This is a genomic window from Candidatus Dormiibacterota bacterium (genome assembly GCA_036495095.1).
In the GTDB taxonomy this organism is placed as follows: domain Bacteria; phylum Chloroflexota; class Dormibacteria; order Aeolococcales; family Aeolococcaceae; genus CF-96.
Map to the genome: position 1 here is coordinate 1 of DASXNK010000215.1, position 17,329 is coordinate 17,329.

22 protein-coding genes are annotated in these 17,329 nt (G+C 72.2%); 13 read left to right on the top strand and 9 right to left on the bottom strand.

Going from position 1 to position 17,329, the window contains the following annotated elements:
• Nucleotides 1-540 carry a DinB family protein gene (locus VGL20_22085; GenBank protein ID HEY2706382.1) on the bottom strand — a complete coding sequence of 180 codons (540 nt, stop codon included), beginning with the start codon at nucleotides 538-540 and terminating at the stop codon, nucleotides 1-3.
• A gap of 167 nt (nucleotides 541-707) precedes the next feature.
• On the opposite strand from VGL20_22085, the gene VGL20_22090 reads away from it, so the two are divergent.
• The 3 genes from VGL20_22090 (at nucleotide 708) to VGL20_22100 (ending at nucleotide 3,550) form a co-directional block, all read left to right on the top strand.
• Nucleotides 708-1,496: a manganese catalase family protein gene (locus tag VGL20_22090; protein HEY2706383.1), complete on the top strand. Its 789-nt coding sequence runs from the start codon at nucleotides 708-710 to the stop codon at nucleotides 1,494-1,496.
• 186 nt (nucleotides 1,497-1,682) lie between these two features.
• A complete protein-coding gene (locus VGL20_22095; GenBank protein ID HEY2706384.1) occupies nucleotides 1,683-1,976 on the top strand; it encodes a hypothetical protein in 294 nt (97 codons plus the stop codon).
• A gap of 29 nt (nucleotides 1,977-2,005) precedes the next feature.
• Nucleotides 2,006-3,550 (top strand): glycoside hydrolase, encoded by a 1,545-nt coding sequence (locus VGL20_22100; GenBank protein HEY2706385.1) that lies wholly within the window; start codon nucleotides 2,006-2,008, stop codon nucleotides 3,548-3,550.
• A 10-nt stretch (nucleotides 3,551-3,560) separates the two neighbouring features.
• Here the strand turns inward: VGL20_22100 and VGL20_22105 are convergent, their stop codons facing one another.
• On the bottom strand, nucleotides 3,561-3,953 hold the full coding sequence (locus tag VGL20_22105; protein ID HEY2706386.1) for a hypothetical protein: 393 nt from the start codon (nucleotides 3,951-3,953) through the stop codon (nucleotides 3,561-3,563).
• A 191-nt stretch (nucleotides 3,954-4,144) separates the two neighbouring features.
• Between VGL20_22105 and VGL20_22110 the strand changes: the two genes are divergently transcribed.
• Nucleotides 4,145-5,194 (top strand): alkaline phosphatase family protein, encoded by a 1,050-nt coding sequence (locus VGL20_22110; GenBank protein HEY2706387.1) that lies wholly within the window; start codon nucleotides 4,145-4,147, stop codon nucleotides 5,192-5,194.
• Between the two features lie 2 nt (nucleotides 5,195-5,196).
• Here VGL20_22110 and VGL20_22115 read toward each other — a convergent pair whose 3' ends face one another.
• On the bottom strand, nucleotides 5,197-5,472 hold the full coding sequence (locus tag VGL20_22115; GenBank protein ID HEY2706388.1) for a hypothetical protein: 276 nt from the start codon (nucleotides 5,470-5,472) through the stop codon (nucleotides 5,197-5,199).
• Between the two features lie 232 nt (nucleotides 5,473-5,704).
• On the opposite strand from VGL20_22115, the gene VGL20_22120 reads away from it, so the two are divergent.
• Nucleotides 5,705-6,511 (top strand): hypothetical protein, encoded by an 807-nt coding sequence (locus tag VGL20_22120; GenBank protein ID HEY2706389.1) that lies wholly within the window; start codon nucleotides 5,705-5,707, stop codon nucleotides 6,509-6,511.
• A gap of 10 nt (nucleotides 6,512-6,521) precedes the next feature.
• On the opposite strand, the gene VGL20_22125 is transcribed toward VGL20_22120, so the two are convergent.
• The 3 genes from VGL20_22125 to VGL20_22135 all read right to left on the bottom strand — a co-directional run bounded on the left by VGL20_22125 (nucleotide 6,522) and on the right by VGL20_22135 (nucleotide 10,363).
• On the bottom strand, nucleotides 6,522-7,997 hold the full coding sequence (locus VGL20_22125; protein ID HEY2706390.1) for an ABC transporter substrate-binding protein: 1,476 nt from the start codon (nucleotides 7,995-7,997) through the stop codon (nucleotides 6,522-6,524).
• Between the two features lie 14 nt (nucleotides 7,998-8,011).
• Nucleotides 8,012-9,184, bottom strand: coding sequence for a kelch repeat-containing protein (locus tag VGL20_22130; protein ID HEY2706391.1), 1,173 nt, complete (start codon nucleotides 9,182-9,184; stop codon nucleotides 8,012-8,014).
• Nucleotides 9,185-9,403: 219 nt separating this feature from the next.
• Nucleotides 9,404-10,363: a DUF4388 domain-containing protein gene (locus tag VGL20_22135; GenBank protein ID HEY2706392.1), complete on the bottom strand. Its 960-nt coding sequence runs from the start codon at nucleotides 10,361-10,363 to the stop codon at nucleotides 9,404-9,406.
• A 205-nt stretch (nucleotides 10,364-10,568) separates the two neighbouring features.
• On the opposite strand from VGL20_22135, the gene VGL20_22140 reads away from it, so the two are divergent.
• From VGL20_22140 to VGL20_22155, 4 genes are all read left to right on the top strand, one after another.
• Nucleotides 10,569-11,393: a sortase gene (locus VGL20_22140; protein ID HEY2706393.1), complete on the top strand. Its 825-nt coding sequence runs from the start codon at nucleotides 10,569-10,571 to the stop codon at nucleotides 11,391-11,393.
• 17 nt (nucleotides 11,394-11,410) lie between these two features.
• Nucleotides 11,411-12,487 (top strand): hypothetical protein, encoded by a 1,077-nt coding sequence (locus VGL20_22145; GenBank protein ID HEY2706394.1) that lies wholly within the window; start codon nucleotides 11,411-11,413, stop codon nucleotides 12,485-12,487.
• Between the two features lie 12 nt (nucleotides 12,488-12,499).
• Complete coding sequence (locus VGL20_22150; GenBank protein ID HEY2706395.1) at nucleotides 12,500-12,736, top strand: excisionase family DNA-binding protein; 237 nt, start codon at nucleotides 12,500-12,502, stop codon at nucleotides 12,734-12,736.
• Nucleotides 12,737-12,968: 232 nt separating this feature from the next.
• Entirely contained in the window at nucleotides 12,969-13,397 is a 429-nt protein-coding gene (locus VGL20_22155) for a winged helix-turn-helix domain-containing protein (GenBank protein ID HEY2706396.1), read from the top strand.
• A 9-nt stretch (nucleotides 13,398-13,406) separates the two neighbouring features.
• Here VGL20_22155 and VGL20_22160 read toward each other — a convergent pair whose 3' ends face one another.
• Nucleotides 13,407-13,976, bottom strand: coding sequence for a hypothetical protein (locus VGL20_22160; protein ID HEY2706397.1), 570 nt, complete (start codon nucleotides 13,974-13,976; stop codon nucleotides 13,407-13,409).
• Nucleotides 13,977-14,420: 444 nt separating this feature from the next.
• On the opposite strand from VGL20_22160, the gene VGL20_22165 reads away from it, so the two are divergent.
• A complete protein-coding gene (locus VGL20_22165; protein ID HEY2706398.1) occupies nucleotides 14,421-14,765 on the top strand; it encodes a hypothetical protein in 345 nt (114 codons plus the stop codon).
• 39 nt (nucleotides 14,766-14,804) lie between these two features.
• On the opposite strand, the gene VGL20_22170 is transcribed toward VGL20_22165, so the two are convergent.
• Entirely contained in the window at nucleotides 14,805-15,545 is a 741-nt protein-coding gene (locus VGL20_22170) for a winged helix-turn-helix domain-containing protein (protein ID HEY2706399.1), read from the bottom strand.
• 269 nt (nucleotides 15,546-15,814) lie between these two features.
• Nucleotides 15,815-15,949: a hypothetical protein gene (locus VGL20_22175; protein HEY2706400.1), complete on the bottom strand. Its 135-nt coding sequence runs from the start codon at nucleotides 15,947-15,949 to the stop codon at nucleotides 15,815-15,817.
• Between the two features lie 303 nt (nucleotides 15,950-16,252).
• Here VGL20_22175 and VGL20_22180 point away from each other — a divergent pair, with 303 nt between their 5' ends.
• From VGL20_22180 to VGL20_22190, 3 genes are all read left to right on the top strand, one after another.
• Complete coding sequence (locus tag VGL20_22180; protein ID HEY2706401.1) at nucleotides 16,253-16,519, top strand: PRC-barrel domain-containing protein; 267 nt, start codon at nucleotides 16,253-16,255, stop codon at nucleotides 16,517-16,519.
• Between the two features lie 84 nt (nucleotides 16,520-16,603).
• A complete protein-coding gene (locus VGL20_22185; GenBank protein HEY2706402.1) occupies nucleotides 16,604-16,693 on the top strand; it encodes a potassium-transporting ATPase subunit F in 90 nt (29 codons plus the stop codon).
• Between the two features lies 1 nt (nucleotide 16,694).
• Nucleotides 16,695-17,329: potassium-transporting ATPase subunit KdpA (locus VGL20_22190; protein HEY2706403.1), on the top strand; the 635-nt coding region annotated here is incomplete at its 3' end.

The following is a 17,329-nucleotide window of genomic DNA, read 5'->3' on the forward strand; positions in this document are numbered from 1 at the left end:
CTACTCCCCGGTGGCCCCGTCCACCGACTCCCGGAGGAGGTCGGCATGGCCGTTGTGCCGCGCGTACTCCTCGATCATGTGGACCAGGACCCAGCGCAGGCTGGGTGCCTCACCGCTCGGCCAGGTGCGCCGGGTCAGCCGCTCCAGCCCGCCGCCGGCCAGCGCCTCCCCGACCATGGAGCGGGAGCGGGCCACCGCGTCCTGCCACAGGGTGAGGAGCTGCTCCGGCGAGTCGCCGGCGGCCGAGTGCCAGTCCCAATCGGGGTCGGCCTTCCAGTCCACCGTGTCCCACGGGGGCTGTGGCTGGTGTCCGTGCAGCCACCGGGAGAACCAGTGGTCCTCGACGAGGGCCAGGTGCTTGAGCAACCCGCCGAGGGTCATCGACGAGCCGCCGACGGTCGCGCTCAGACCGGCCGCGTCCAGCCCCGCGCACTTCCACGCCCGGGTCGCGCGCTGGTAGTCGAGGAAGCCCAGGAGGGTGTCGGTCTCCCCCGCGGTGAGCGGCGGTTCTGGACGGCCGTGATCGTCCACAACGGTCATGGGCGGTGAGTCTAGGGTGTGGTCGACGAGCCGGACACCCTCATCCCTGAGCCCGGGTCGGAGGGCGCGGGGGATGAGCGGCGGCCCGATGAACAGTACATAACCACTAGCATTCTTCATGATGTTCATGGTGGCCTGATGCAAGGCTGCCGTCTCTGGAGTCATGCATGTTCCTGCACAACAAACGGATGATGTATACGGTCCGCGTCGACCAGCCGAACCCTCAGTTCGCCAAGATGCTCCTGGAGCAGTTCGGCGGTCCCAACGGCGAGCTCGCCGCCGCGATGCGGTACTTCACCCAGGCATGGGCCGATCCGGACCCGGCGCGCCGGGACATGCTGCTGGACATCGCCACCGAGGAGCTGTCGCACCTCGAGATGGTCGGCCAGGCTCTGGTCCAGCTGCTCAGGGGCTCGCCGGGCGCCGAGGTCGACGAGGTCGAGGGCGGGTACCTGGGGAAGCTGCTCGACGGGAAGCACGAGGCCTTCGTCGAGCTGTCGCTGACGAGCGGTGCGACCCTCCTGGGAGGTGGTGGCCCCCGGCTCACCGACTCCATGGGAGCGCCCTGGACGGCGGCCTACGTCGACAGCCTCGGCCAGCCGGAGGCGGACCTGCGCTCGGACATCGCCGCCGAGGCACGGGCCAAGATCGTGTACGAGCGGCTGATCAAGCTGTGTGACGACGCCGGCTGCAAGGACACCCTCAACTTCCTGATGACCCGCGAGATCGCCCACCAGAAGATGTTCGAGGCCGCGCTCGAGGCGATTCCGAAGAACTTCCCGCCGGGCAGGCTGCCGGGTGATGACACGGTCGCGCACCAGTACTACAAGGACTCGGAGGACGGAGGGACGCATCCCGGCTACGACCTTGCCGGGAAGGCCGGAAAGAAGGGCGGATTCGGCTTCGAGCTGATCGAGGACCCGGTCGCGGCTGCCCCCACCGAAGGCTCGCTGTAACCCGATGTCCCGGACGCCGGCGTCATCGCGGCGCCGGCGTCCCCGGGCGGACAGGGTGTCGGCCCCGGGGTGGGCACCGAACCACGCCATCCCGACCAGGACGGAGACGACCTACACAGACGATGGACACGCCCGCGGTGGCCGCCTACGGTGCGGAGGCATCCGTCATTGCAGGGGGGTCCACAAATGGCCGTCTGTTTCATCATCGAGCCGCCCGACGTCGACACCGCGGTGTACGAGCGGGTCCGGGCCGAGGTTCGCATGGACGTCGACCCGCCGGACGGCCTGGTCCTGCATTGCGCGGGCGCCGCCGGGGACGGCACCTGGCGTGTCGTCGAGGTGTGGGACAGCAGTGCCGCCCAGCAGACCTTCCTGCGCGAGCGGCTGGGCCCCGCTCTCCAGAAGGTGGGTGTCAGGCCGCCGAGGATCACCGAGGTCTCTCTGCACGATCTCAAGATCGCCAGGGCGGCCGCCGTCTAGCGTGCCGCTGCAGGGGTAGACTGCGCCGGGTGCGGCCTGGATCGACCGACACCACGATCCGGCCCACCCGGCGCAGCTTCCTCGGTGCCACCCTGGCGGTGGCCGGTGCGGCCTCGCTCGGCTGCCTGCCGGTGATGCGGGCGGCTGCCGCGACCGGCGGGATCGCGACGGTGCATCCCGATCCGGTGCAGACGATGCAGGGCTTCGGCGCGTCCGGCGCGTGGTGGCCGAACGATCTGGTCCGGTTCGGCGCCGACGCCCAGCAGCGGCTGGCCGCACTGCTCTTCGCCCCCGCACCCGCCGGGATCCAGCTCAGCGCCTACCGGTACAACATCGGCGGCGGCGGCCTGGGCGTGACCAGCCGCACCCGGGCGCCGGAGACGTTCCTGGTCAGCCCGGGCGTCTACGACTGGACCCGCGACCGCGGCGGCAGGACCTTCCTGCAGCTGGCCGCCGCCCACCGGGTGCCCGTGCTCCTCGGCTTCGTCAACAGCGCGCCGGCGCCCTGGACGACCAACCACCTGAACACCGGCGGCGACCTGGTCGCCGGCGCCGAGCCCGAGTACGCGCGCTACCTGGCGGACGTGATCCGCCACCTCCGCGACGCGGAGGGGATCGCGCTGTCGTACGTGAGCCCGATGAACGAGCCCGACTACCGTTTCGAGGACGCCCACCAGGAGGGGATGGCGGTGCCCGTCGAGCGGCGGGCGGCCCTGGTCCGCGCCCTCGCCGCCGAGCTGCGAGCCCGCGCCTCCCACGCCCGCGTGGTCGCCGACGAGTCGAGCCAGGTCGGCGGTCAGTTCCTGCCGGAGGCGGCACGATGGCTGCCGGACACGGAGGCGTCGCGTGACCTGGCGGCGCTCGCCCACCACCTCTACGACGTCCCCGACGTCCCCACCCTGCAGCGCGCCCGCCGGCTCGGCGAGGGTGCAGGCCTGCCGCTCTGGGCCACCGAGGTCTGCTGCCTGCAGACCGCGACGGGCGCTGTCGGCCAGGGCTACGACCCCACGATCGCGAATGCCATCCCGATGGCGGTGATGATCTGGCAGGCGCTCACCCACGCCAACGACGCCGCGTTCCACTGGTGGGTGGCCGCCTCCTCCGCGATCGGAGCCGACCCGGGCGCCGACCCGACGGCGGCGCTCCGGCCCAACCCGAACGGATGGAACGACGGCCTCGTGTACTACGACCCCAGGTTCGCCGACAACGGCAACCAGGAGATCTACCTCACCAAGCGCTATCACGCGCTCGGCAACCTCAGCCGCTACGTCCGCCCCGGCGCGCGGCGGCACGACGTCGAGGGCGTCGACGAACCCCTGCACGTGCTCGCGTTCCGCAGCGAGCGGCGCTGGACCATCGTCGCCGTCAACGCGGCGCCGGCGGACGCGGGACCGGCGCCGCTCGAGCTCGAGCTGCCGGTCGGCGGAGCGGACCTCCTGGCGCCGCTGGAGGCGGTCGAGACCAGCGCCGGGCGCAGCCTGGAGGCGGTGGCCCCGCCGCAGGTGGAGGGCCCGCGGATGCGGGCCGGCCTGCCGGCGCAGAGCATCACCACCCTGGTGCTGGCGGTCCGCTGACGGCGCCGCGCTACTGCAGGATCTTCTCGCAGGGCCGCCCGGTGCTCACCCAGCTGCCGTTCACCCTCTTCCAGCCCTGGACGCAGACCCAGCTGCCGGCCGGGAAGTCGCGGTTGACGGTCAGGTGAAGGTGCGACTCACCGTAGTAGTTCCACGGCGCCCAGTTCTCGTGCCAGTTCGCGGTGCTGTCCCACACCTCGAAGTGGTCGACGTAGTCGCTGTTCCAGGAGTGCGCGTCGATGGTGTCCACGTGGATGCCGCTGCCGGACACGCCGATGTAGACGTTGCGGTTGGTGCCGCCGGCGTTGGCGAGCACGGGCGTCGCACCGGCGGCGATCGCGGTGGCGGACAGGACGGCGCCCGCGGCGGCGGCGACGAGCAGTCTCCGATGACCAGAGCGCACGGCTTCTCTCCCTCGGCGCGGACTGATGGTGGACCCCTGGCGCAGCAGGGATACCAGACCTCGCGGGGGCCTGTCAAACGGGTGTCGAACACCATCTCACAACACCGATTTCACCGCTGCTTCGCCGGTCCCGGCGGGACACCTGGGCGATGATGTCCGCCGAGCAGCCGATTGCGCAGGAGGACAGTGGGATGACAGCCGCCACACAGCCGTCGAAGCTCGTCGTCTTCTTCATGGAGAACCACACCGCGGACAACCTCTGCAGCGACGTCGCCGGCTTCGACGGCGACACCTCGCTGGCGCGGGCCGCCGACGCCCATCCCGATCAGCCCCACGACCGCCAGACCTGGCTGCACCGCGACCAGCACGCCGTGCGCGAGCGCTACACCCGCGCACAGCTCCCGCTGCTGCACCGGCTGATGGACGAGTACTGCGTCTGTGACCGCTACTTCTCCGACGTCGGCGCGAACTCCTTTCCGAACCACGCCTTCGCGATCGGCGCGGACGCGGGCGGCTCGACGAGCAACCCGCACCGTGGCACCGCACCGTTCCTCACCCATCCGGGAGTGATGGTGAGCCTCGACCGGGCACAGCGGTCCTGGGCCAACTACGGACACGGGTTCGCCTTCCAGTACTACACCGACCCGGCGATGCACGCCAACGTGCACCCGTATGCCCGGCTCGCCACCGACGCCGCCGGCGGCACCCTCCCGGATGTCAGCTATGTCTTCGGGCCGGCGGGACGCGACTTCCATCCCGGTGCGGGCAGCAGCATGGCGGCCTCCGAGCAGTGGCTCCTCGAGCAGGTGCTCGCCGTCGCCCACGGCAGGCGCGCCGACGGCGGTCCGCTCTGGGACGACGTGATGATGCTGATCACCTTCGACGACTGGGGCGGGTGGGCCGACCACGTCGAGCCGCCGGTGCTCGAGTCCGACGCCGCCGGGCCCTACCGGATGGGCTCGCGGGTGCCGATGATCGTGGTCGGGCCGTATGCGAGGCCGCGCTTCGTGTCGCACGTGCAGGCGTCGCACACCAGCATCGTCGCCTACCAGGAACGGCTGTACGGCCTTCCGCCCACCAACCCGCGCACCCGGGCGGCGGGGGAGACGGCGCTGAGCGACACCTACGACCTCACCCAGACGCCGCTGTCGCCGCCCTCCTCCGGCGGCGCCGCCGGCACCACGGGCCACGGCGGGCGCACCCACCCGACCGCCGCGCGAGGCGGGAGGATGTCCGCCTGAGGTCAGACCCTGCCGGCCACCTCGCGGGCCACCTGCACGATGCGCTCCGCCTCGGGATGGTGGCAGAGGGGAACGCAGCGGAACCACTTCACGGTGTCGGCGGTCAGGTGCCAGCAGGTGGTCGCGCGCAGCGAGGACGGCTCGCCGCTCGAGGGTCGCAGCGGGGGCGGCAGAGGCTCGTACCCGGGGCAGGCGGGCATCGCCTCCAGGGGGCCGAGGTCACGCGCGAAGAAGGGGCACCGCTGGAGGTCGTGCGGGACGGACACGTGTGGTCGCATGGCGATCTCCTCGAGGTCACGAGCGGCCGGTGACGACGGTCGACGCCGAAGCCTATCCGCTGTGGCGCCGGTTGCCAACTCCCCACCGCGATGCTGTCCGGACCGACAGCTGCGAGCGCCCAGAGATGCAGGTGCAGCAATGTATGTGAAGGGCATCAGCCAGGTGTGTGCGGACCCACCTGCACGCTGACCGCACTGGACAGGGGGCACAGGAAACAGCTACGACTCGCGGATGCGCAACCTGCTCCGCCACCAGTCGCAGCGCCGGTGCGCGCTGGCCGGCGCCGCCGCCGTCGCCGTGGGCGCCGGGCTGGTCTCGGCGATCGACGCCGAGCGGCGGTCGACGTCCTCGTTCGCGTCCACCGTCGCCTATCCCAACGCCGGCGAGCGTGCGCTGCTCGCCACCCTCCCGGGGTTCGTCCATGGCTGTCACCGCTTCGTCCAGGGTCTCGCCGTCGCCGGCGTGAGCTGTCTCGTCGGCGCCGACCATCCCGGTGCGGTGACGCTGAGCTACCAGCAGTTCGCCAACTTCGCCGATCTCGAGGCGCACTACCAGCGCGTGCTCACGGTGCGGGCGCGGGGGGCCGCGGTGCCGCCGGGCCGGTGCGCGGTCAGCCCGGACTTCCTCGCCTCATCCAGCTATCCGAGTGCCGGCCAGGCGCAGCCGCGCGCCGACGCCTCCGGCCACCTCCTCTGCTTCCAGGACCTGGGGGTGCCGAGGCTGGTCTGGACCAACGGCGGTCAGCTCATCCTCGCCCAGGCGACCGGCGACGCCACCGGCCCGGCGGCGCAGGCAGGTCTCCTCGACTTCTGGACCGGCGCGGGACCGGTACCGGTCCCACTGTCGCCGACCTCCTCACCGGCGCAGGTCGCCCGGCTCCTCTACGAGCGCTACCTCGGCCGCGAGCCCGAGAGCGACGGGGTCGTCGCCTTCTGGGCCGACCGGATGCAGGCGCTGGGGCTGGCGATCGTGCGCAACGAGTTCAGCGGCAGCAGCGAGGCGCGGTTCCACTTCACCCTCCCCATCGTCGGAGGCTAGCGCCCACCGGCTACGTCCGCCGGAAGGCCTGTGCCTCGAAGGCCGAGAACAGGTCCTGCACCACCTTGAGCCCGCCCGGCTGGAGGTGGTCCGGCTGCATCACATACACCGCCCGCGCCGGTGGCTGGCCGGGGCGGGAGTAGTCGAGCGGGGCGATCAGCCCGCTGGTGTCGACGCTGGAGATCCTCTGGAACGCCTGCAGCAGCGCGGGGCGGGTGAGCGACCCCGCGACGCATGCCGCGTCGAGCACCTTGTACATGATCTCGCCCTGGCCGTACCCGTACATCACGCCGCTGTTGTAAGGCTCGCCGGGATGGGAGGCCTCGTACTCGGTGCGGACCCTGGTCGGGACCGGTGCGGTGCTCGAGAAGGAGGCGTTGGACGCGACCACGAAGAACCGCTGCTCCAGAGCCGAGCGGCTGGCGGGGGCGTCGAGCAGTGCGGGCAGGAAGGTGGGGTTGCTGCCCACCACGGTGACGTCGGTGCTGGTCGACGACACGAACGCCGCCGCCGATGCCAGCTGCGTCGGGGTGGTGGTCATCAGCACGAACCGCGCCCCCGCAGCCCTCATCGCCTGCATCGGCCCCGACATGTCGGTCTGGCTGGTGAGGACCTTCGCCTCGACGAGCCCCAGGCCGTTGGCGCCGGCCGCCTCCCTGCTCCCCGCGAGCGCGTTCTCGCCGTACTCGCCCTCGAGGTAGATGTGGCCGAGCTTGTCGCCCGCCTTCATCCCCCGGTGCTTCATCAGCCAGTCGACCGCGTTGATCATCTCGAGGTCGTAGGTGGTGCCGCTGATGACCACGTAGGGGTTGGCGAGGAGCAGCGACGACCACGACACCGGCTGGGTGAGCACCCCGTCGATGGCGATCTTGTTGAGCAGCGCCGCCGTCTCCGGCGACCCCAGCAGCTGCTGGAAGGCGAGCACCTTGTCCTTGATCTGGGCGTAGAGGCCGACCGCGTTCTGGACGTTGTACCCATGGTCCTTGACCATGAGGTCCACCTTGCGGGCGCAGACCCCGCCGGCCTTGTTCTGGTCGTCCCAGAACAGCTGGGTGCCCTGGGTGATGCTCTTCCCGAGGCCCTTGAACGAGCCGGTGAAGTCGGTGAGGAGACCGAGTGTGATCGCGCTCGCCGTCACCCCGGGGCCCACCGGCAGGTTGGTGCTCGGGGCGAGCAGCGGCACCTTCCCCTCGCTCACCGCCTTCTCGCAGTCGAGGATCCCCCGCTGCGCCTCGGCGCGCATCAGGCCGTCCTGCGCATCCGGGGGCGCGTAGAGGATGTCGGCCCGGCGATCGGCCATGCCGAGGTCCATGGTGTGGCCCGCGGTGTGGTCGACGCCGGTGCGCAGGTAGTCGTAGAGCTGCTGGCTCTGCTGCAGGCACTGCGGGTACCGGGACGCGAGGCCTGCCTGCGAGGCGGGATCGCCACCGCAGCCCGCGATCGTGATCGCGAACACCACCAGGAGCAGAGCGCTCGACAACCTCATCCGGTCGACCTCCTTCATCGGTGCGCACCCGCGCATGGGTTGGGCTGGTTGGCGGCGCCCGATGCCACCCGGGTGGCCGCGCCCTGCAGGGGCTGCCAGGTGGCCCCGTCCCACGACCAGGTCTCCCCGGTGACGGTCAGCAGCAGCGGCCGCCGGCTGGCCGGGTCGGCGACCGCCGCCGCGGCACTCGCGGGCAGGGACGCGCCGCGGAGCATCCAGCCCGCCCCGTCCCAGGTCCACGTCTGCCCGCAGGGGCCGCCCGAGTCCGGTGGCGGCAGGAAGAGAACGAGCTGCTGGCTGCTCTGGTCGTAGGCGAGCGCGGCCCGGTCCGCCGCCGGTGGCGACGCGGCCGGATGCTCCTGCGCCCAGACGTGGCCGTCCCAGCTCCAGGTCAGCCCGGCGCCGGCGCCGCAGCCGTGACCGGTGACCAGGACCAGCGCACGGGTGGCGTCGTCGAAGGCCATCGGCGACGTGCACACCGACGGTGCGATGTCGTCGTGGTGGCTCAGCCAGGCGCGCTCCCTTCTGATCCAGGTGGTGCCGGCCGGATCGGCGGTTGCACCGGGCCCGCCGTGGAGGACGAGCGAGCCGGCGATCGGATCCCATGCCATCGCCGCACCGCTGCGAGGCGGCGGAGCCCCGGTGGCGGACAGCGGCTGCCAGTCGCTCCCGTTCCACGTCCAGCTGTCGCCCGCGGGCAGGCCGTCGGAGCCGAGACCGCCGAGCAGCAGGAGGCCACCGTCGTCCGGGTCCGACGACATCGCCGCGGCGCGGCGGGCGGAGGGGCTGTGCGCGGGATGCTGCTGCGACCAGTGCCCGCCATCCCACAGCCAGGTGTCGTCGAGCAGGGTGCCATCGCCGCCGCGGCCTCCGAAGAGCACCACCAGCTGGTGGACGTCGTCGCCGGCGAGCGCCGCCTCGGAGCGCGGCGGCGGCGCCCCGGCGGTGACCGGGGCGACCTGCCGGCCGCCGTGGAGTCGCGGCAGGGTGAGACCCACGCCCGCGCTGATCACCGCCACCGCGAGCAGCAGGGGCATGAGGACGCCGACCCGGCCGGCGAACCGCCGCTGGTGCCTGCGTGCGGTCGGAGCCGCCGTCGCGCCGGCGCCGCTGAGCGACGCCGGCGTGGGCACCGATGCGAGGAGGTGGGCGAACCACCGTTCGTCATCGTTCAGTTCGTCCGTCATCTGTGCTCGCGTGAGGGCGGCATTGCGGGACCTTCGCGCCACGTCGCTCCCGCTGCTCGCCCGGCTCCGGGGCCACACAGTATGCCGTCTTCGAGGTCCGGTTGTGGGAGGTGATGATGTCGCGGCTGGCGTCAACTCGGTGTTGAGCGGTCAACTCGTGCGACACACAGACGTCGATGACGTGCAATCGACGGCGGCATGTCAACCCGTGCGACAGTGTCAGGTGGTGCGACCCCTGACCTCGATGCGGGCGGGGTGATGCGTCACCAGCCGGCCGACCGCGAGCGCGGACGCGCCGAGGTCCGGCGCCGACGCCGTGTACGCGCCGACGAGCCCCCCCTGGTACAGCAGCACGACGCCGGTCTCGGTCTCGGTCTCCACGGTCACGGCGCCGTCGAGGCGCTCGTCGCCGAGGTGCTGGAGCAGCTGCTCGAAGTCGACGAAGCGCCCGAGCAGCCCGGTGGCGATCGGCGGGGCGACGAGCATCTGGGTGAGCGCCACCACCGCATCGGCGGTGAGCTCGACGATCACGAGGCGGGCGTCGCCGCCGTCCATGCGGCGACGCAGCTGCTGCACCGCGTCACCGCCGAGCACGGGCGCGTCGGTTCCGCACCACGCCTCGAGGATGCGCCCCTGCGCGAGCATCAGCACGCCGGTGAAGTCCCTGGCCTCGAGGCGAAGGTAGCCGGTGAGCCGGTCGGACTCGAGGGTGCGCATCAGCCGGTCGACGTCGACGAGGTCGCTGCTCAGGCCCGCGCAGAGCGGCGTCCCCGTGGGCAGGGGAAACCGCCGGCGCGGCGGCGCGACGGCCGCCCGCGGTGGCGTCGCCGGCGGGCGCCAGCTGTCCGCGGGCGGTGGTTCCGCCCGCCGGGGTGGCGGTCGCCGCCGGTCGGCCTCGGCGATCAGGTCGCCGGTCGACACGGTGATCGTCTCGTCGTGCGGCAGCGTCGCGCGGGGGTCGAACCGGAACTCGCCCTCGCCCCACGAGAGCGCGGCGATCACCGCCTCCGCGCCGCGCCCGGTGTCACCGGCGGCGTGGAAGATGTGGCCGAAGAGCAGGTGGAGCGAGCAGCGCGCGTCGGGCGACGTCACCACCAGCGTGCCGGTCGCGCGCTGCGACTGCATGTCCTGGAGAACTGACGCGAGACTCCGGCGCGCGAGAGTGCCCTGCGTCTGCATCCGCCTGTCCTCCCTGTCGCTCTCACGGTGCGCCGGCACCGAGCGCTGCACGGTAGCGCGATCACGGCGCCGTCACAACCGCGATCGCGTGCGACAGCCGACTCCTGTGACCGCACCGACGGCGTGGCTATGATCCGCCGCCGTCGGCGACCACGAGCGCGGAGGCAGCGGAGGGATGCACGGGCGATGGATGTTGGCGGCGGCGGTGCTGATCGCCGCATGCGTCGGTGCGCAGCCGCAGGCCGGCGCTCGCGCCGACCTCGGCATCGCGTCGGTCGGGGTGTCACTGACGCCCGACCATGTTGCCGCCGACGGCAGGACGACCGCGTCGGTTGTGGCCACGATCAGCCCGTCGCTCCCCGGCATCACGGTGACCTTCCGCAGCAGCGGCGATGCATCGCTGCGCAGCACCACCGCCACCACCGACGCGGCCGGGCAAGCGACCGGCGTGCTCACCGCGTCCACCACCCCGGGGAGGCAGACGATCACCGCGTCGACGGTGCTCGGCTCGGGGAGCGCCACCCTGACCCAGGACGGGGTGCGGCCCGTGGAGCTGGTGGCGCCGTCGGTGGGCATCGACGTGCCTGTCGTCGACGTCGGTGTGACCCCGCAGGGGGCGATGGAGGCTCCCCAGGGGCCCGCCGGCGACCTGTCGTGGCACCGGGCCTTCTGGCTGCGGACCACCTCGGTCCCGGGCCGCCCCGGGACCGCCACCCTCAGCGGCCATCTGGACGACCGCGAGGGCCGTCCCGCCGCGTTCTGGGCGCTCTCGCGGCTGAGCCCCGGGGCGCTGGTGACGACCCGGCTCAGCAGCGGGGAGTCGGTCCGCTTCCGGGTGACCGACGTCCACGTCTACACGGACGAGGAGGCCGGCTCACCGGCGGTGTCGGCGCGGTTCTACGGCGGCCCCGGCGACGGGCGCAGCCGTGGCCAGGCGCATCTCAGCCTGATGACGTGCACGGGGAGCTTTCGCGGCGACCGCGGTTACGACCACCGCTTCGTCGCGTTCGCCGACCGCGTGGATCCATGAGACAGGGGAGGAAGGTCATGCGAGCATCCACGTTCAGGTGGGCGGCGGGGCTGTCGGCGTCGGCGCTGCTGCTGCTCGGGGCGGCCCCCGCGGTCGCCGCGGAGGTGGCGCCGCCGGGCGCGCCGGATCCGGGCGGACAGGTCCTGGTGCCGGGAGGGCTCGGCATCGAGGACGTGCTGCCCGGGATCACCGGCGGGCAGGACATCGTGGTGACCCCGGCGCCGCCGGGGAGCTCGAGCGCCAGCGCGCTCCAGATCAACCCGATCAACACCTGCGTCGCCTGCACCTCCGCCTCCGCGGGCAACGGCTCGGCCAGCTCACGGGCGATCGCGGTGCGGTTGCTGGGAACCGACATCTCGGGCGGTGAGAGCAGCGCCGACGGCGCCACCGGGGGTGCGCTGCTGGCGCTTCCGGCGAACCCGCTGCTCGCGCTGGCGATCGCCGACTGGAGGGTCGCCAACAGCGTCGGGAGCACGTCGGCGGCCCACTCGCGCGCGGCGCTGGTCGACCTCGCGCTCGTCCCCACCGGGCAGCAGAGCGGCGGCATCCTCACCGTCGCGGTGCTCGAGGCCACCAGTGACGCCGGCGGCGGCACCCTCGCCTCGTCGGGGAGCGGCGCCGACAACGGCGTCGACCTCAACCTCGAGAACGGCGCGCTGGTGCTGCTCGTCCTCCATTCGGACGCCTCCAGCAACTCCACCGGCTCCGCCTACCTGGTGGGCATCAACGGCCAGCAGATCGGCAGCTCGCAGCAGACCGGCGGGATCCCCATCGCCGTGCCCGGCGTGGTGGGCGTCGTGCTGCTGCAGGTGAACGCCTCCGGGGGGAACGCGAGCTCGAGGGTGGGCACCGCGAGCGACCTGCTCGGCCAGCAGGGCCAGACCGCCGGCGTCCTCACCGCCGCGGCCGCCGGCGGGGCGGGCGTGACCACCCCCGCCACCCCGTCCCTCCCGGCCACCGGTGGGGGGGCGCCCCAGGGCGGCGCGGGTGTCGGCGTTCCCAGCGCGGGCACCGCCCTCGGCATCTCCGGGCTGCTCCTGCTGCTGGGGGGCGTGGCGCTGCTCACTGTGACCATGCGCCGGCGCCGCGCCTAGGCTCGGGGCCGGATGGACGGCGCGGACCGGGACGCCCTCAGCGTCGGCCAGGCGGCCGAGCTCTGCCGGCTGGGCCGGTCGACGATCCGCCGCGCCGTCCGGGAGGGGATGCTCGCCGGCTGGCGCACGTCGGGCGGCCACCTTCGGGTTCGCCGCTCCGACTGCGTGGCATTCGCGCGATCGCTCGGACAGGTCGCGGTCGTGCCCTCCGAGCCGAGCCCACCCGCTCCTGAGCGGGGAGTGCACTGACCAGGGGAGATCGTCACCCGCCCCCCTTCCTTACGGATCTGCAAGGAGAAGCGGGCCGGGGGCGACGCTGACGCGCCCTATACTGGTATGAGGCGATGGGGGACGGAGGAGTCAGGGGTTGGCGCGTCGCGAGGCACACCGGTCACCGGAGGAAGAGGCGACACCCCCTCCAACCCGGAGGTCGGCGAAGGCCGCCCCGGCGGGTCGGCGCACGCCCGCGGCGGGGCCGCCGGTGAGCAGCGCGCGGGCCGCCCAGTCCCGCGACCACGTCATCGGCCCGCTCGGCGGCCCGATCCAGCTCGGTGAGTTCACCGTCGACGGAAGCCAGCTGATGGTCGAGCGGAACGGTCAGGCCAGCTGGTTCACGCCGGCCGAGTGGCGGCTGCTCTGCGTCTTCCTCCGCCACCCCGGCGCCGTCATGACCCGCGAGGAGCTGGCCCAGCACGCCTGGGACGTGACCGACCCCGAGCGGCGCAGCACCGTCGACGTCTACATCTCGCGGATCCGGCGAAAGCTCGAGTTCGACGGCGCCGGCTCCGGCGACGGCGGCGGGCCGCGGCTCATCCAGACCGTCCGCCACCGCGGCTACCGGCTGGTCGCGGACGCCGGCGAGGTCGCCGGCGAGGTCGCCGGCGAGTCGGAGGACAGCGCCGCCGGCTGACCCCGGGCCTCAGGAACGGGTCGAGTCGGTCACCAGCGCGCGCAGCGCCGCGAGCTCGGAGGTGAGCGCCGCCGCGCGTTCCTCGGCGGCGCGGAGCGACCTGGCCAGGCCGGCGATGCTCACCGCATCCTGGTCGGCCTGGACCGCGAGCAGCCCGGCGCGCTCCTCGGCGACCTCGGCCGCCTCCTCCGCGGCCTGGCCCGCGTGGCGCTCCTCGGCGGCCTGGCGCTCGGCGACGTGCTCGGCGGCGGCCGCCTCGATGCTCGCGACCCGGGCCGACACCGCGTCGACCTCCGCCTCGACGAGCGCGGAATCGACGGCGTGGGCGAGCTCGGCGAGCCGGGCGCTGAGGGCCCGCAGCTCGGCGACGAGCCCGGCGCCGCCGTCCTCCTGGACCACCGCCAGCGGCACCGGGCCACCGGCGCCGGCGCGGCCGTGCCGTCTCCGCCGGTCCGCGGTCCGGCAGGTGTCCGAGCAGTACCGGCGCAGCGGCCCGGGTTCGGCGGTCGGGGCGAGGGCCCTCCCGCACCCCGGGCTCGCGCAGACGGGGGTGCCGGCAGCCTCCTGAGGCGTATCCATCGCCGTTATTCTGGCAGGGATTCGGCCTCGGGTGAGGGTTCGACACACGTTCCGGATGACGCGTGTCACCCGACTCGCGCTGCTTGCCAATCGCCGCTGGCCTTACTAGAATGTAATATTCAGGGCCGGGAACCAGTGGGTCGCGACGCTGAGGATTGCATCACTCCCCGTGATGCCGCAAACGGGGGCCTCCCATGCGGAACGCACCGGTTCAACGGTCAGGGCCATGAGGGGACACCACGCTCGCCGATCCGGCCTCCGGTTCGGGACGTGCGCCCGCTGCGGTGAGCTCTTCGACCTCCACAAGGAGCCGATGGAGGCGCGGGGACGGTACTGCTCCCTCATCTGCCTGACCGCGGCGCGACTCGGTCACCGCGCCGAGGTCGGGCCGGACCTGACCGTGTCCCCGAGTGCGCCGCGCGGGGCGACCGCGGGTCCGTACTGATGCAGGGGACACAGATCGCAACCGCAGTCGGCGTCCAGGCCACCATGCTGGCACGCTATCGCGTCCTCGCCGCTCGCAATCGCAGACTGCGCGCGCCACTTGTGGCCATCGACCGCATCATCGCGGCGCTGGAGGTGCGCCACCTCGCCGGCAGGACCACCATCGATCGCCACGTGTGCCGGCAGCTCGCCCACCTGTCGGTGCTGGTCCCGCTCACCGCCGAGGTCAGCCGGGCATCGGACACTCGGGTGCTCCACGCCGCCCTCCTCGACCTCCAGGAGCAGGTGCTCGAGGCGGTGCTCCCCTCCCGGCAGCTGTACACGCTGCAGGACGACCCGAGGTGACCCGTGCCCTCCGGCCGTCCGCGACGGCGGTGGGCGGCGCTAGGCGCTCAGCGGGTCGCCGGTCTCGGGTGGCAGCGTGAGGCGGTAGCCGGCCCCGCGCACCGTCTCGATCAGCGGTGCGCCGCCCTCCGCGGTCTCGAGCTTGCGCCGCAGCCGCGACACGTAGACCGCCACCCGGCCGAGCTCGCTGTCGAACCCGTCATCGCCGGCACCGCCGGCGAGCTGGGCCCGGGAGACGGTCTGGCCGGGGTGCTCGAGAAAGACGCGGAGCAGCCGCCACTCGCCGGGGGTCAGCTGGAGCGGCCGGCCGCCGTTCTTCACCGTCCTCCGCCACGGATCGATGAGCAGGTGTCCGAAAGTTCGGGCGCGGCCCTCCACGAAGACGGCGAGGGCCGGTGTACCGGGGCCGGCGGGTGCCATCGTGGTGACCTGGGCTCTCCATTCCTGCAGCCGCCGGGTGTACTTGTCGGCCTGGGCGCCGATCACGACACCGTCGGCCTCCGCCTCACCGCGGGCGTCCTCCGACATGCTGCTTCGCCGTCTCGCGGTGATCTCCAGCAGCTCCGCCTTGAAGGCCAGGAGCTCACTGTAGACGGCGATCCAGTGCGCGGCGTCCTCGGCGGTCGCGCCGACGGCCTCCTCGCCGGCCAGCCGTCCCGACTGGTCGCTGATGCGCGCGGTTGCGTCGGCGAGGGCACGCGCCCGCGCAGGCTCGCGACTGTCACCGTCCTCCGCGGCAGGCGTGACTCGCCGCCTCTTGTTCGGCCTGCTCACGGCCATGGCGTGGTTTCCTCCACGCAGAGCGGACGCACGCTCGCGTGAACCCCGAGGAGCTGAAACCCTTGCGCCGAACGGCCCACCCGTTCAGGGGTGCTGGTAGCGACCCGAACTGGGAACAGTATGCACCGATCTGTACAAACCCGTATCGAAGGGCCTGTGACGAAACGCCCGTGAGCCCTACCGATCGGTGATACCTCCCTCCGGGTCTCGCGGGCGGCGCGGGATCGTCGGGCCGGTGGACCCGGCGGCCGTCAGACCCGGGCGCGCGCTCAGTGGCTGAGGACGATGTCCATGGTGGCCGCGAGGACGGCCCATGCGCACACGAGGATGATCAGCGCGGACGTGACCTGCCCGGAGCGCGCCGACCGGCGCCGCCGGCGCCGCAGCGCGGTGCGCCGCTCCACCAGATTCGCCGCATGGAGCCGGGCCTCCCCCCGCTGGTCACGGCTGTCGTTCCGCCTCACGAGGGTGCGGGGGAGGGGTGGGCGAGAGGGATGGGGGCGGACGACGCCCTCTCGTGACCGGAGGGAAGGCCCGGCAGTTTGGGGGGCTGGGGGAGGTGGCGGTCGGTCGGATGCACGGTGGATCCTCCACCGGCCGGTCCGACCGGGCGCTGCTGATACTAACATAACTGTAATCTTACAGGTGCCCACCGGCGGCCGGGGTCGTTGAGGGATCGTTCAGGGTCCGTCGACTACGTTCGTCCCATGAGCGCAGAGCAGCTTCGGCGGTACATCGGCTGCCGCGTCGTCGACGAGAGGGGGCACCCCCTGGGACGGGTCGTCGGCATCACCCACCACGGTGACGGCGGGGCGAGCGCCCTGGTGTCGGGGGGGCCATGGCCCTGGAGCGACGGTCTCCAGGTCCCCCTTGACGGTGCAGCGACCGCCGGCGGGCTGCTCCAGGTGCGACCCACCGCCGACCTGTCGCCGGCCCCGCCGGCGACCGCTGACAGAGCGGAGGGATCGGGGTGAACCTGGATCTGCTGGCGCTGCTCATCATCGGCGTGCTCGCGGTGATGAGCTTCGCCTACGTCGCCGTGCTGACCAGGCTCTGAGATGCTGACCGGATACGTCGTCAGCGGGCTGATCGCGCTCGCCGCCACCATCTATCTGCTGATCGCCCTGCTCCTGCCCGAGAGGTTCTGAGGTGGGCGCCCAGATCGCCGGGTTCGTCATCACCTTCATCGCCGTGTTCGTCGCGGCGTGGTTCCTCGGCGGCTACATGTTCAAGGTGTTCCGCGGCCAGCGGACCGTTCTCAGCCCGGTGCTGCGACCGGTGGAGCGCGGCTGCTACCGGGTGATGGGTGTCGACGAGGAACGCGAGCAGTCGTGGATCGGCTACCTGGTGGCGATGCTGCTGGTGACGGTCATCAGCGTGCTGTTCACCTATGTCCTGCTGCGCCTCCAGGACCGTCTGCCCTTCCAGGCGCAGCTCAACCCCAACCACCTGCCCGCGGTGCCCGCCGACCTCTCGCTGAACACCGCGATCAGCTTCAGCACCAACACCAACTGGCAGAACTACGCCGGCGAGCAGAGCATGACCTACCTGTCGCAGATGCTCGCCCTCGCGTTCCACAACTGGCTCTCTGCAGCTACCGGTGTCGCAGCTGCCATTGTGCTCGGGCGTGGTTTTGTAAGACAAAGCAGCGAAACGATCGGCAATTTCTGGAAAGACCTGGTTCGCATCAACATCTATATTCTGCTCCCCATCTCCATAGTCGGAGCATTATTTCTCGTATCGCAGGGATGCATTCAAAACCTCAATCCATTTACATCGTACTT